Source organism: Microbispora sp. H10670 (assembly GCF_014161385.1).
In the GTDB taxonomy this organism is placed as follows: Bacteria; Actinomycetota; Actinomycetes; order Streptosporangiales; family Streptosporangiaceae; genus Microbispora; species Microbispora triticiradicis.
This window is the reverse complement of sequence record NZ_JABBWW010000010.1, coordinates 1-13,027: the sequence shown is the minus strand read 5'-3', so window position 1 is coordinate 13,027 and position 13,027 is coordinate 1. Positions and strand designations below refer to the sequence as shown.

At 71.8% G+C, this 13,027-nt stretch carries 13 protein-coding genes and 1 pseudogene; 8 read left to right on the top strand and 6 right to left on the bottom strand.

What is annotated here, in order from left to right:
• Nucleotides 1-26: 26 nt before the first annotated feature.
• Nucleotides 27-701 carry an ABC transporter permease gene (locus HHX33_RS16125; protein ID WP_111698875.1) on the bottom strand — a complete coding sequence of 225 codons (675 nt, stop codon included), beginning with the start codon at nt 699-701 and terminating at the stop codon, nt 27-29.
• Nucleotides 698-1,744, bottom strand: coding sequence for an ABC transporter ATP-binding protein (locus tag HHX33_RS16120; protein ID WP_182875327.1), 1,047 nt, complete (start codon nt 1,742-1,744; stop codon nt 698-700). Before HHX33_RS16120 ends, HHX33_RS16125 begins: the two co-directional genes overlap by 4 nt.
• A gap of 284 nt (nt 1,745-2,028) precedes the next feature.
• Here HHX33_RS16120 and HHX33_RS16115 point away from each other — a divergent pair, with 284 nt between their 5' ends.
• Together HHX33_RS16115 and HHX33_RS16110 are read left to right on the top strand one after the other, a co-directional pair.
• Nucleotides 2,029-4,623, top strand: coding sequence for a hypothetical protein (locus tag HHX33_RS16115; RefSeq protein ID WP_182875326.1), 2,595 nt, complete (start codon nt 2,029-2,031; stop codon nt 4,621-4,623).
• Nucleotides 4,624-4,736: 113 nt separating this feature from the next.
• Entirely contained in the window at nt 4,737-5,393 is a 657-nt protein-coding gene (locus tag HHX33_RS16110) for a TetR family transcriptional regulator (protein WP_182875325.1), read from the top strand.
• A gap of 79 nt (nt 5,394-5,472) precedes the next feature.
• Here the strand turns inward: HHX33_RS16110 and HHX33_RS16105 are convergent, their stop codons facing one another.
• Nucleotides 5,473-5,808, bottom strand: a complete 336-nt coding sequence (locus HHX33_RS16105; RefSeq protein ID WP_111698889.1) for an MmcQ/YjbR family DNA-binding protein — start codon at nt 5,806-5,808, stop codon at nt 5,473-5,475.
• 53 nt (nt 5,809-5,861) lie between these two features.
• Complete coding sequence (locus HHX33_RS16100; protein WP_111698890.1) at nt 5,862-6,890, bottom strand: GDP-mannose 4,6-dehydratase; 1,029 nt, start codon at nt 6,888-6,890, stop codon at nt 5,862-5,864.
• 245 nt (nt 6,891-7,135) lie between these two features.
• Between HHX33_RS16100 and HHX33_RS16095 the strand changes: the two genes are divergently transcribed.
• The 3 genes from HHX33_RS16095 to HHX33_RS16085 all read left to right on the top strand — a co-directional run bounded on the left by HHX33_RS16095 (nt 7,136) and on the right by HHX33_RS16085 (nt 10,238).
• Complete coding sequence (locus HHX33_RS16095) at nt 7,136-8,377, top strand: glycosyltransferase family 4 protein (protein ID WP_182875324.1); 1,242 nt, start codon at nt 7,136-7,138, stop codon at nt 8,375-8,377.
• 89 nt (nt 8,378-8,466) lie between these two features.
• Nucleotides 8,467-9,180 carry a class I SAM-dependent methyltransferase gene (locus tag HHX33_RS16090; protein WP_111698894.1) on the top strand — a complete coding sequence of 238 codons (714 nt, stop codon included), beginning with the start codon at nt 8,467-8,469 and terminating at the stop codon, nt 9,178-9,180.
• Nucleotides 9,177-10,238 (top strand): prenyltransferase, encoded by a 1,062-nt coding sequence (locus HHX33_RS16085; protein WP_182875323.1) that lies wholly within the window; start codon nt 9,177-9,179, stop codon nt 10,236-10,238. The genes HHX33_RS16090 and HHX33_RS16085 overlap by 4 nt, the downstream gene beginning before the upstream one ends.
• On the opposite strand, the gene HHX33_RS16080 is transcribed toward HHX33_RS16085, so the two are convergent.
• Complete coding sequence (locus HHX33_RS16080; protein ID WP_182875322.1) at nt 10,239-10,868, bottom strand: class I SAM-dependent methyltransferase; 630 nt, start codon at nt 10,866-10,868, stop codon at nt 10,239-10,241. It abuts the gene before it with no gap.
• A gap of 41 nt (nt 10,869-10,909) precedes the next feature.
• Between HHX33_RS16080 and HHX33_RS16075 the strand changes: the two genes are divergently transcribed.
• The 3 genes from HHX33_RS16075 to HHX33_RS16065 all read left to right on the top strand — a co-directional run bounded on the left by HHX33_RS16075 (nt 10,910) and on the right by HHX33_RS16065 (nt 12,796).
• Complete coding sequence (locus HHX33_RS16075) at nt 10,910-11,104, top strand: ferredoxin (protein WP_111698898.1); 195 nt, start codon at nt 10,910-10,912, stop codon at nt 11,102-11,104.
• Between the two features lie 8 nt (nt 11,105-11,112).
• Nucleotides 11,113-12,216 carry a Zn-dependent alcohol dehydrogenase gene (locus HHX33_RS16070; protein ID WP_310741401.1) on the top strand — a complete coding sequence of 368 codons (1,104 nt, stop codon included), beginning with the start codon at nt 11,113-11,115 and terminating at the stop codon, nt 12,214-12,216.
• Nucleotides 12,217-12,301: 85 nt separating this feature from the next.
• On the top strand, nt 12,302-12,796 hold the full coding sequence (locus HHX33_RS16065; protein WP_182875321.1) for an MSMEG_6728 family protein: 495 nt from the start codon (nt 12,302-12,304) through the stop codon (nt 12,794-12,796).
• A gap of 61 nt (nt 12,797-12,857) precedes the next feature.
• Here HHX33_RS16065 and HHX33_RS36095 read toward each other — a convergent pair.
• Nucleotides 12,858-13,027 (bottom strand): annotated as a pseudogene (locus HHX33_RS36095) (sugar phosphate isomerase/epimerase); the annotation flags it as partial.

Below are 13,027 nucleotides of genomic sequence, written 5' to 3'. Positions count from 1 at the left end.
CGTGCCCCCGTTCACGCCGCTCCCGTTCATGCCGTGCTCCTCGCCCGGGACCAGGGGGTCAGCAGCCGCTGGGCGAGCACGAGCAGCCCGTCGGCGAGCACCGCGAGCAGCACGATGAGCGCGATCCCGACCACGATCGGCGTGTAGAACTGCCGCTGCCAGCCGTCGATGAACAGGTTGCCGAGCCCGCCCTGGCCGATCAGCGCGCCCACGCTCACCAGGCTGATGCTGGACACGGTCGCGACCCGCAGCCCGGCCAGGACCACCGGCACCGCCACCGGCAGCTCGACCCGGAGCAGACGGCGCGCGGGCCGGAAGCCCATCGCCACGGCCGACTGCCGTACGGGGTCGGGGACCGAGGCCAGCCCGTCCACGACGGCGGGGATCAGGATCGCCAGGGCGAAGAACGTCAGCGGGATGACGACGGTCGCGCGGGTGAGGCCGGTGACCGACAGGAACACCGAGAACAGCACGAGGGAGGGCAGAGAGTAGGTCACGTTCATCAGCGCGGCCGTCGGCTGGTACAGCCACCGCCACCGGGCGCAGGCGAGGCCGAGCGGCAGCGCCACCACCAGCCCGAGCAGCACCGGCAGGAAGGCCGTCACGACGTGGTTCTCCAGCAGCGTGCTGATCGCCGAAGGGCTTCCGCTGTCCCAGTTGCGCGCGATCCAGTCCCAGCGGACCAGGGGCTCCTCGATCACGCGGGCGCCCCCTCGGCGGAGCCGGCGCCCTTAACAGGCGGCGCGTACTCGGCGAGCAGCTCGTCGATCGCGTCCCGCCCGGCCACCCCGCGCACGCGGCCCTCCTCGTCCACGGCGACCGCGACGCCGTTCGCCGACAGCAGCGCCGCGTCGAGCGCGGCCCGCAGCGAGTCGGTCTCGGGGTCGAAGGTGCCGTACGCCGCGAGGCCGTCGGCGGTCCGCCAGCCGAGCGGCCTGCCGTCCTCGCCGGTCACGAGGTCGGGCGGCGCCGGGCCGAGCCGCACCTCCTTGGCGGAGATGAACGACAGCCGCCGGATGCCCCGGTCGCGCCCGAGGAACCCGCGGACGAAGTCGTCGGCCGGCTCGGTGAGCAGCGTGGCGGGGCCCGCCATCTGGGCCAGGCGCCCGCCGACGCGCAGGACGGCCACCGTGTCGCCGAGCTTGACCGCCTCGTCGATGTCGTGGGTGACGAACACGATCGTCTTGCGCAGTTCCGACTGCAGGCGGAGCAACTCGTCCTGGAGGCTGGCCCGGACGACCGGGTCGACGGCGCTGAACGGCTCGTCCATCAGCAGCACCGGCGGGTCCGCCGCGAGCGCCCGGGCCACTCCGACCCGCTGCTGCTGGCCGCCGGAGAGCTGGAAGGGATAACGGTTCGCGAGGCCCGCGTCGAGCCCGACCAGTTCGAGCAGCTCCATCGCCCGGGCGCGGGCCTTCTTCTTGTTCCAGCCCAGCAGGTACGGCACCGTCGCGACGTTGTCCACGATCCTGCGGTGCGGGAACAGGCCCGCCTGCTGGATGACGTAGCCGATGCCGCGCCGGAGCGTGGGCGGGTCGATCTCACGCACGTCCTGGCCGTCGAGGGCGATACGGCCGGAGGTGGCGTCGATCATGCGGTTGATCATCCGCAGCGAGGTGGTCTTGCCGCAGCCGGAGGGGCCCACGAACACGGTGATCGCACCTGTGGGCACCTCGAGGCTCAGGTCGTCCACGGCCACCGTCCCGTCCCGGTAGCGCTTGGTGACACCTTCGAATGTGATCACGCCGTATCTGCCCTTCGAAAGAGTGTGCGATCAAGGCAACACAGGAGGCGCCCTCGCTCTTCCCCGTCAGCGCCCCGGAAATCGTGGCGGCCCCCACCGCGTTCGTCGGCCCGGCCGACAGCCTATGGAGGATACTCGCGAGATCCGGGCCTGAATATCTATCAATAGGGCATCTCCTGATGCGTGGTGCGCCGATGTGTTGGCATGATTACTCTCACGCCTCTCCTGTCCCTCCGCTCCGTTCCTCCCGTAGGGACCAGCCACGAACCCCAGAGGAGCCGGTCGTGACATCACCGCTCACCGGTCAGCGCTCCAGGAGCGAGCTGATCGCCGAGCTCTTCGAGCGTCACGCCGCGGGGTTGTTCGCGTACTGCCACGACCAGCTCGGCGAGACCGCCTCGGCGGCCGACGCCGTGGTGGCCGTCTTCACCACCGCTCCGGCCGCCGCCGACCCGCCCTCGCGCGCCATGCTGTACGCGCTGGCCCGCCGGGAGATCTACCGCCGGGACGTCAGCTACGCGCTGCCCGCCGTGGACTCCGTCGCCGACCCGGCCACCGCGCTGATCGAGCGGGTGTTCCGCGACATCCGGCCGCACCAGCGGGAGGTCCTGCTGCTGTCGGAGGTCTGCGGCCTCACGCCCCCGGAGCTGTCGCTGGTGCTCGACGTGGCCGTCGACACCGCGGGGGAACTCGCCGCCGGAGCGAAGCGCCGCTTCACCCAGACGCTGGCGACGGCGGTCGCCGCGGCGAGGTCCGCGCCGTTCGTGCCTCCCTCCGTCGCGGAGGTGTACGACGCCATCGGGGTCGCCCCCGTGGCCGACGTGCTGGCCCGGCTGCCCTGGCGCCATCCGTCCGCCTCCGTACGGAACCGGGTGCTGGCGGCGCTGCCGTACGAGGAGCCCGGCGACCCGGCCGCGACCGGTACCGGGCAGGTGGCGGACGAGTCCGGTGCACAGCCCGGTGCACAGTCTGGGGCTCAGTCCGGCGGGCTCGTCACCAAGAGGCTGTGGCCGACCACCCCGACCTGGCCGCTGCCGCTGAGCGACCCCGACCAGGTGACCAACACCTGCGTGGTCAAGACCGAGGCCCTCACGCCCCAGGAGCCCCGGCGCAGGGCCAAGCACGAGGCGACGACCGAGCCCATGCCCCGGCTGCGCGGCGCGCTACTCAACTCGCTCACCGAGGGCCGCCTGCGCAGAAAGCGCGCGACCCGGCCGGAGCCGCGGTCACAGGAGACCCAGTCGCACGAAACCCGGGCACTCGAAAGCCGGGCACAGGGAACGTCCGCGCAGGAGAGTCCGGCGCAGGAGGCGTTGGCGGCGCCGGTGGAGCCGCGGACTCCCCCACGGTTCCCGTCCCAGGCTCTGTCCGACGCCCTGTCCCAGGCGCCGTCCCAGGCGTCCACGCCGTCTTGGCCGCAGTCTCAGGCCTCGTCACAGCCGCCCGGGTCGCAGTCTCAGGCCTCGTCACAGCCGCCTGGGTCGCAGCCGCCTGGCTCCGGCCTTCCGGAGTCCGCGTCGGGTGTTCCCGTGCCCGGCTTCGGTGTCCCGGAATCGGCGAGGTCGGCGGGGCACGCAGGCCATGGCGGTTCTGTGGGTGCCGAAGGTCCCGCCACCGACAGGTCCGCCGTCGAGTGGTTCAAAGCCGGGAGCTTCGAGGCCGACAGCTTCGAGGCCGACAGGTTCGAGGCCGACAGGTTCGAGGCCGGGAGCTTTGAGGCCGACAGGTTCGACGCCTTCCGCCCGGCCGACCCGTTCGACGCCTTCGCTCCCGCGACCCCTCCCGGCGTGGCCCGGCCCGCCGATCCGCCACCCGCCCCCGCCGTCTTCGCGGACGATCCGCAGCGGCAGACGCCGGGCGAACGGCGCGACTTCGACGCGTTCGCGCCCGCCGGCCCGCTCTCTCCCGGTGAGTCCTTCGACGCCTTCGCACCTCCCGGCTCACTCCCGCCCGGTGAGTCCTTCGACGCGTTCACACCCCCCGGCCCGGCCACCGCCTCCACGCCCGCCGAGCCGTTCGAGGCGGCGCACACGCTCCTGTTCGAGACGCTCCGCTCCGCCGAACCCTTCGACGCCTTCGCGGCCCCGGCCGAGGCACCCGCCAGGCCTACCGGCGAGCCGGCTGCTCAGCCTGCCTCTGACGTGACCGCTGATGCGGCCGCTGGGCCGGACTCCCGGCTTGTCACGGAGGCCGCCTCTCCGCCCGAGGCATCCGGGCCGACTGAGGCGTTCCGCCCGGCCGAGAGCACCGCGATCCCGCAGACCGTGTTCCCGGAGGCTGTGTTCCCGGAGACCCGGTTCCCGCAGGCGGAGTTCCCGGAGTTCCCGCAGGCTGAGTTCCCGGAGTTCCCGCGGGTCGAGGAGCAGGTGAGGCATCCCGTCGGCGGCTATCCGGCGGCGTTCCCCGAGGACGATGCCCCCGGCGCTCCGGAGACGAACAGTGTGCCGGAGGCGAACGGTGTGCCGGAGGCGGGCGGCGAGCAGGCCGTCGACGCGCCTGCGGCGAAGGCCGACGTCCTGGACCCCGTCCCGGACCCTGCCGTCACACCGGCAGCCGCATCGGCCGACGCGTCGGCCGCGCCCGCCGCCGTCCCTGCTGCCGTCCCTGCCGCCTCGCCGGTCGCGCCCGCGCGGAAGGACGGCAAGCGCCCGGCCAAGAAGCACACGACCAAGAAGCAGACAGCCAAGAAGCAGACGACCACCAGGAACGCCGGTAGCGCCGGGAACGCCGAGGCCACCGGCGTCAGGCCCGCGGGGAAGGGACCGCGCAAGAAGAGCGACCGGCACTACGACTGGCTGTGGGAGGTCGTCGGCTTCCTGATCTGCCTGATCATCGCGCTGGTCGTCTTCTTCACCGTGCCGACGATCGTCACGCACTGACCTTCCCGCTCGGGACAAGTGAAGTAGAACCGATTACATTCCGCGAAATGCCCGCGTTTCTGTGACTGGTGGGTAACCAGTCTGAGCGCGCGGGAGTCGGATAGCGTGTTCTCATGCGCACTTCGCATGTGGTCGCCGACGTCCCGCCGCCGCGTCCCGACGCACCGTCCGGCACGGGCGCGCATGCGGCTCCGGCCACTCCCGGAGTCCGCACCCGGAGCCAGCACCAGCGACGCCGGCGGATCGTGCAGGCGGCCGCGGCCCTCGCCTCCCGCGGGGGCGTCGAGGCGATGCAGATGCGCACGGTGGCCGAACGCGCGGGCGTCGCGCTGGGAACGCTCTACCGCTACTTCCCCTCGAAGATGGACCTGGTCGTGGCGGTGGTCGGCGAGGAGATCGACCTGCTGGAGTCCAGCATCGAGCGGCGGCCCCCGAATGCCGCCCATCCCGCCGGCCGCGCGGCCGACGTGCTGATGCGGGCGACCCGGGGGCTGATGCGCGAGCCGGAACTGGCCGACGCGCTGATCCGCTCCCTGATCATCGCGGAGGTCGAGGCGCCGTTCGGCGACCGGATGGCGAGCCTGGTGCTGCGCGTCGCCGCCGGCGGCCGCACCGCGGATCTTCCTCCCGACGACCAGCTCGCTCTCACCGGGTCCCTGGTGGGGGTGTGGGTGCAGGAGCTGCTGGAGATGCTGCGCGGACGGCGAACCTACGAGCAGATCCAGCACCGGATCGAACTCGCCGCCGAGCGACTGCTCGCCGGTTTCTAGAATTCACCGCCCGCTCCCGGAATCACCCCCGCAGCCACGCCGGGAATTGGGCTAGAACGAGTTCCAGTTCAACGGGACGTCATTCGAATGCCTCGACGAGGGCCTTGGGCGCGGTCAGGCACCACGCCTCGGTGACCAGCTCGAACAGCTCGTCCGGATCGATCCCGTCCAGGCGGACGACGACCCAGCCGAACCGCCCGGCGGTGAACTGCGGCTCGAACACCTCGGGACGCTCGGCCACCAGCGCGATCTGCTCCTCGATCGTGGCCTTGAGGCCGACCGTCCGGGTCCGCTCCCACAGGTAGCCGAAACCCTTGTCACGCACCTTGAAGGAGACCCAGTCGCCTCCCTCGCTCTGCCGCACCTCGGGCAGCCGGTCCAGCATGCCCAGGAACTCCTCGACGCTCACACCCATGTGTCCGTCGTACCAGAGCGCACCGACAGAAACGCGCCGCCCCGGCGGGACGGTCACGGCCAGGAGGGATTGTCCTGCTCGGGATCGCGGCCGTCGGCGAGGAGGCGCAGGTCGGCCTCGACCATCATCGCCACGAGGTCCTCGAACGACACCGTCGGCTCCCAGCCCAGCTGGGTGCGGGCCTTCTTCGGGTCCGCGCACAGCAGGTCGACCTCCGCCGGCCGGTGCAGGGAGGAGTCGCAGACGACGTGCCGCTCCCAGTCCAGCCCGGCGGCGCCGAAGGCGGCCTCGACCAGTTCGCGCACCGAATGCGTACGCCCGGTGCCGATGACGTAGTCCTCGGGCTCGGCGGCCGACAGCATCAGGTGCATGGCCCGGACGAAGTCGCCCGCGAAGCCCCAGTCGCGGCGTGCCTCCAGGTTGCCGAGGCGCAGCTCCGACGCCATGCCGAGCTTGATCCTCGCCACGCCGAGCGAGACCTTGCGGGTGACGAACTCCGCCCCGCGCCGGGGCGACTCGTGGTTGAACAGGATCCCCGACACCGCGAACATCCCGTACGACTCGCGGTAGTTCTGCGTGAGGAAGTGCCCGTACGCCTTGGCCACGCCGTACGGCGACCTGGGGTGGAAGGGGGTGCGCTCGGTCTGCGGCGTCTCTCTGACCTGACCGAACATCTCCGAGGACGACGCCTGGTAGAAGCGGATCTGTCCCGCGGGCGAGCGGCGCGCGGCGGTGATCCCGGAGCAGACGCGGATGGCCTCCAGCACCCGGAGCACGCCCATGCCGGTCACCTCCCCGGTGAGCTCGGCCTGCTCCCACGACATCGGCACGAACGAGATGGCCCCCAGGTTGTAGACCTCGTCCGGCTGCGCCTTCTCGACCGCCGAGATGAGCGATCCCTGGTCGAGCAGGTCGCCCCGTACGAGCCGCACGTCCTGCAGGAGGCGGCGCACGCGCGGCACGCGCGGGTTCGCCTGGCCGCGGACCAGCCCCCAGACCTCGTATCCCTCGCGCAGCAGGTGCTCGGCGAGATAGGAGCCGTCCTGACCGGTGATGCCGGTGATCAGCGCACGCCTGGCCAACGGATCCTCCTCATACCATCCAACTCGGCCTATGAGAGGCGAATGTACCGCCCTGCCCGACCTCACCCACCTGGCCGATAGTAGAACGCGTTACACCGAATCCCGTTCGGGTAACCTAACACCCCAGGTCGGGGAGGGTGAGGGTCGAGCGAGGACCACTTCCACCTCACAGCACCCCGGATAAGGTCAAATGGTAGTGTTCCTGGCAGCAGCCCCACGGGGGCACGACTGGAAAGGGGTGCCTCTTGGCGGAGAGGCTGCGAGTCGCGCTGCTGTCCTATCGCAGCAAGCCCACCTGCGGCGGCCAGGGGGTGTACCTGCGCCACATCAGCCGTGAGCTCGTCGCCCTGGGCCACCACGTCGAGGTCTTCTCCGGCCAGCCGTACCCGGAGCTGGACGAGGGCGTGATCCTCAACAAGGTCCCCAGCCTGGACCTCTACCGCGACGAGGACCCGTTCCGCACACCGAAGCTCGCGGAGTACCGCGACTGGATCGACGCGCTGGAGGTCGCCACCATGTGGACGGCCGGGTTCCCCGAGCCGCTGACGTTCAGCCTGCGCGCCTTCCGCGAGCTCAGGAGGCGGCGGGACGACTTCGACGTCGTCCAGGACAACCAGACGCTGGGGTACGGCCTGCTCGGCATCCAGAAGCTGGTGCCGGTGGTGGGCACCATCCATCACCCCATCAGCGTCGACCGGCGGATCGAACTCAAGGCCGCCAAGGGGTGGAAGCGGCTGTCGATGCGCCGCTGGTACGGGTTCGTCCGCATGCAGAGCGTCGTCGCCCCCCGGCTCAGCCCGATCCTGACCGTCAGCGAGTCGTCGCTCGCCGACATCCACCGCGACTTCAACGTGCCGCAGTCGAACATGCGGCTGATCCCCCTCGGCGTCGACACGCGGTTCTTCCACCCTCGGCCGGAACTGCCGAAGCGGGAGAACTCGATCGTGGCCGTGGCCAGCGCCGACTCCCCGATGAAGGGCGTCGCGACGCTGCTGCGGGCCGTGGCCAAGCTCGCCACCGAGCGGGAGGTCAACCTGACCGTGGTGAGCAGGCCCACCCCCGGCGGGCCCACCGAACAGCTGGTCGGCGAGCTGTCGCTGCACGACCGCGTGCGGTTCGTGCACGGCATCCCGGACGAGGAGCTGGCCGAGCTGATCGCCACCTCCGAGGTGGCGGTGGTCCCCTCCCTGTACGAGGGCTTCTCGCTGCCGGCCGTCGAGCACATGGCGTGCGGCACCCCGCTGGTCGCCTCGCGTACGGGCGCCCTGCCCGAGGTGGTCGGCGACGCGGCGATCCAGGTGCCGCCGGGCGACCCGGAGGAGCTCGCGGCCGTGCTGCGCCGCCTGCTCGACTCCCCGCGCGAGCGCGAGGAGTACGGCCGCCGCGGCTACGACCGCGTGATGGAGCGCTACGCGTGGCCGGTCGTCGCCCGGCGCACCGTCGAGGCCTACCACGAGGCCATCGCCGCGCACACCCCCTCGCGGTGACTCCCCGGCCCCGGCGAAGCACAGCTCAGGAAGCACCGCCCAGGAAGCACAGCCCCAGGTAGCACGACCCCACGAAAGGCAGGCACCGAGTGCTGACCGTCGACTTCGCCCGGCTGCCGGTCGGACCGGGTGACCGCGTCCTCGACCTCGGGGCCGGTGGTGGCCGGCACGCCTTCGAGGTGCTGCGCCGCGGCGCCGACGTGGTCGCCTTCGACATGGACGCCGCCGAGATGGAGAGCGTGGCGGCCATGTTCGCGGCCATGGACAAGGAGGGCGAGGTGCCGGCGGGCGCGACCGGCGACACCGTCGTCGGCGACGCCCTCGACATGCCGTTCCCCGACGCCTCCTTCGACCGCGTGATCGCCGCCGAGGTGCTGGAGCACATCCCCGACGACATGGCCGCGATGCGGGAGATCGTACGCGTGCTCAAGCCGGGCGGCCGGGCCGCGATCACGGTCCCGAGCTTCCTCCCCGAGCGCGTCTGCTGGGCGCTGTCGGAGGACTACCACACCACCCCCGGCGGACATATCCGGATTTATACGCTGGCGGAGCTCCAGGCGAAGCTGAAGGCCTCGGGCCTGGAGGTCGGCGGCCACCACCACGCGCACGGGCTGCACACGCCGTACTGGTGGATCAAGTGCGCGGTGGGGGTGAAGAACGACGAGCATCCGCTGGCCAAGGCGTACCACGAGCTTCTCGTCTGGGACATCATGAAGCGCCCCCTCGCCACCCGGCTGGCCGAGGCCGTGCTCAACCCCCTGATCGGCAAGAGCGTGGTCGTCTACGTCCGGAAGCCCGCATGAGGCGGGTGCCGCACGTTCCCGGGATCATCACCGCAGACCAGGTCCTCCGTACGGCCGAGAGCATCGCCGCGATCCAGGACGACGAGGGCGGGGTGCCCTGGCCCGAGGGCCACATCGACGCCTGGAACCACATCGAGTGCCTGATGGCGCTGACCGTGGCCGGGCTGCGCGACGAGGCCCGCAAGGGCTACGACTGGCTCGTACGGCACCAGCGCCCGGACGGCTCCTGGCCCATGAGGATCCGGGACGGGCGGCCCGCCGAGGCCGCCGGCGAGTCCAACCACGCGGCGTACATCGCGGTGGGGGTCTGGCACGACCTGCTGGTGACCGGCGACGAGGACTTCGCCCGCGCCATGTGGCCGGCGGTCGTCCGGGCCCTCGGCTTCGTCATGGGGCTGCAGACCACGCGGGGCGAGATCCTCTGGCAGCGCGACGCCGAGGGCCGACCGGCGGACTACGCCCTGCTCACCGGGTGCTCGTCGATCCACCAGGGCCTGCGCTGCGGGGCGCTGCTCGCCGAACGGCTGGGCGACCCGCAGCCCGACTGGGAGCTCGCCGCCGACCGGCTCGGCCACGTCGTCGCCCACCACCCCGAGGCGTTCGCCGACAAGAGCCGGTTCTCGATGGACTGGTACTACCCCGTGCTCGGCGGCGCCGTACGCGGGGTTGACGCCGTCCGCCGGTTCGACCTGGAATGGGACACCTTCGTGGAACCCGGCCTCGGGGCGCGCTGCGTCTCCGACCAGCCGTGGGTGACCGGCGCGGAGTCGTGCGAGCTGGTGCTCGCGCTCGACTCCGCCGGGCTGCGGGACCGCGCGCTGACGGTGTTCGCGGACATGCAGCACCTGCGCCACGAGGACGGGGCCTACTGGACCGGGTGGCAGTTCGTGAACGAGCGGCACTTCCCCGACGAGCGGTCGGGCTACACGGCGGCCGCGGTGGTGCTCGCCGCCGACGCGCTCGCCCGCGCGACCCCCGGCTCGGGGATCTTCCGCGACGCCGGCGGCCGGGAGGCCCGCATCACCGGCGAGTGCGGCTGCGAACGCGCCCGCGCCTGATCAGCTCTTCTCCAGCACACGCAGCGACCCGGTGACCCGCACCTCCTTGAAGGCGCCCGACTCCAGCGCGCGCAGATAGACGTGGTACGGCGCCTGCCCGCCGTCGGCGGGATCGGGATAGATGTCGTGGAAGACGAGCGCGCCGCCCGGCATGACGTGCGGCGCCCATCCCTCGTAGTCGGCGGTCACCGGCTCCTCCGAATGGCCGCCGTCGACGAACAGCACGGCGAGCGGCGTGGCCCAGAACCGGGCGACCGTCGCCGAGTCGCCGACCACCGCGATCACCTCGTCCTCCAGACCGGCGGCGGCGATCGTGTCGCGGAAGAACGGCAGCGAGTCCATCCGCCCGGTCCTCGCGTCGACCAGATCAGGGTCGTGGTGCGGCCAGCCGGGCTGGATCTCCTCCGACCCCCGGTGATGGTCCACGGTGAAGACCACCGTCCCCGCCTGCCGCGCCCCGGCGCCCAGGTAGATCGCCGACTTGCCGCAGTACGTGCCGATCTCGCAGACCGGCCCCCGCAGGCCGTACGTCGCGGCGGTCTCGTACAGCGCCTCGCCCTCGGCGGGCGGCATGAAGCCGCGCGCCTTCTCGGCGGCACGGCGCAGCGGAAGGGGCATCGGAGTTACCATGACGGGCACCCTACCCGGGCCCCCGATGAGGAGGACGCGTCGTGAAGATCGTTGTGGATTACGAGGCGTGCGAGGCCAACGCCGTCTGCATGGGTCTGGCTCCGGAGGTCTTCGAGGTCGACGACCAGGACAACCTCTGGGTGCTGACGCCCGAGCCGCCCGCCGAACTGCTCGACCGGGTCCGCCACGCGGTCCGGTCCTGTCCGAAGGCCGCGCTGTCCCTCGTGGACGAGTGACGACGCCCGTGACCAGGCCCGTGACCATGCGCGGCGCGATCCTGCACGCGGTCGGCGACGACAGGCTGGACATCCGCGACGACATCACGGTCACGCCGGTGGGCCCGGGCGAGGTGCGCGTGCGCGTACGGGCGACCGGCGTGTGCCACTCCGACCTGTCGGTGCTGACCGGCGTGCTCCCTCAGCCCCTGCCGATCGTCCCCGGTCACGAGGGCGCGGGCGAGGTGGTCGAGGTGGGCGACGGCGTCACCACCGTCAGCCCGGGGGACCACGTCATCGTCAACTGGACGCCCGCCTGCGGCGACTGCCCGAGTTGCCGGGCGGGTCAGCCGAACCTGTGCATGACCTACATGATGAAGGGCTTCACCGAGCCGCGCTTCCGCTTCGGCGGTGGCACCCCCGCGTTCGGGATGGCCGGGTGCGGCACCTGGGCCGAGGAGATCGTCGTGCCCTGGCAGGGCGCGATCGCGGTCGACCCCGACGTGCCGTACGAGGTGGCGGCGCTGATCGGCTGCGGCGTCACCACTGGCGTCGGCGCCGTGCTCAACACGGCGAAGGTCCGCCCGGGGGCGACCGTGGCGGTGGTCGGCTGCGGCGGCGTCGGGCTGTCGGTGATCCAAGGAGCCCGGATCTCCGGCGCGACCACGATCCTCGCGATCGACCCGCTGGAGTCCAAGCACGCGCTCGCCCTGAAGGTGGGGGCCACCCACGCCTGCACCCCCGACCAGGTCACGGACGCGATCGGCGCCCTGACCGGCGGTCAGGGCTTCGACCACGGCTTCGAGGCGGTCGGCAGGTCGGCGGCCATCATGACGGCCTGGCGGGCGACCAGGCGCGGCGGTGACGTCATCGTCGTCGGCGCGGGCGCCGTGGACGACCAGGTGCCGCTGAACGCCTTCAGCCTGTTGTTCGAGGGCAAGAACATCCTCAGCTCGCTGTACGGCGGCGCCGACGTCCGCAGGGACTTCCCCCGCTTCGTGAACCTCTACAAGGCGGGCAGGCTCGACCTCGACAGCATGATCAGCTCGCGGATCAGGATCGGCGACCTGAACGAGGCGGTCGCCGCGCTGCGCGGCGGCGAGGTGCTCCGGCAGATCGTGCTGTTCGACTGAGCACACGGCAGGACCACCCCTGACCACCGGAGATCTCCCTGCCCGGCCGGATATCTCCGGCGGTCGCGGGTACCCGGACGGCGACATGCAGACGTTCCTGCCGTATCCGGACTTCACCGCCTCCGCGCGCGTGCTCGACCCGCTCCGCCTGGGCAAGCAGCGGGTCGAGGCGCTGCAGGTCCTGCGTACGCTCACCGTCCCGGGGTACGGCTGGCGGCACCATCCCGTCGCGCACATGTGGGCCGGGTACGAGGAGGCGCTGGTCCGCTACGGCCTGGAGATCGTCGCGGCGTGGTGCGACATGGGCCGGGCCGACACCTGCGCCGGGACGATGACCAGGGAGCTGCTCGGCTGCCGCGGCATCGAGACGCCCCGCACCCAGGTGGCCCTCGCCGAGGCGGGCGAGCTTCCGCCGTGGCTGGGCGATCCCGCCCTCCACCTCAGCCACCGCTCCGCCCTGCTGCGCAAGGATCCCGGGTTCTACGGCCCGTTGTTCCCCGGCGAGCCCGACGACCTTCCCTACGTCTGGCCCGGCTCCGACCGCGTCAACGCCCTGCTCCCACCCCGCCGGACCGTCTGAGCACGGCAGGGCCGGGCGGCGAAGGCGCCGCCCGGCCCTGTTGGAGAGAGCAGAGGCGGGATCAGCTCTCGGAGGAGAAGGCGGCGTCGAAGGCCGCGTCGGGCGGGGTGATGGCGTTGAGTGCGCGGATGTAGGCGAGGGACTCGGGTGCGCCGTGCAGCCGGTCCATGCCCGCGTCCTCCCACTCGATGGAGATCGGGCCGTCGTAGCCGATGTGGTTGAGCGCGCGGA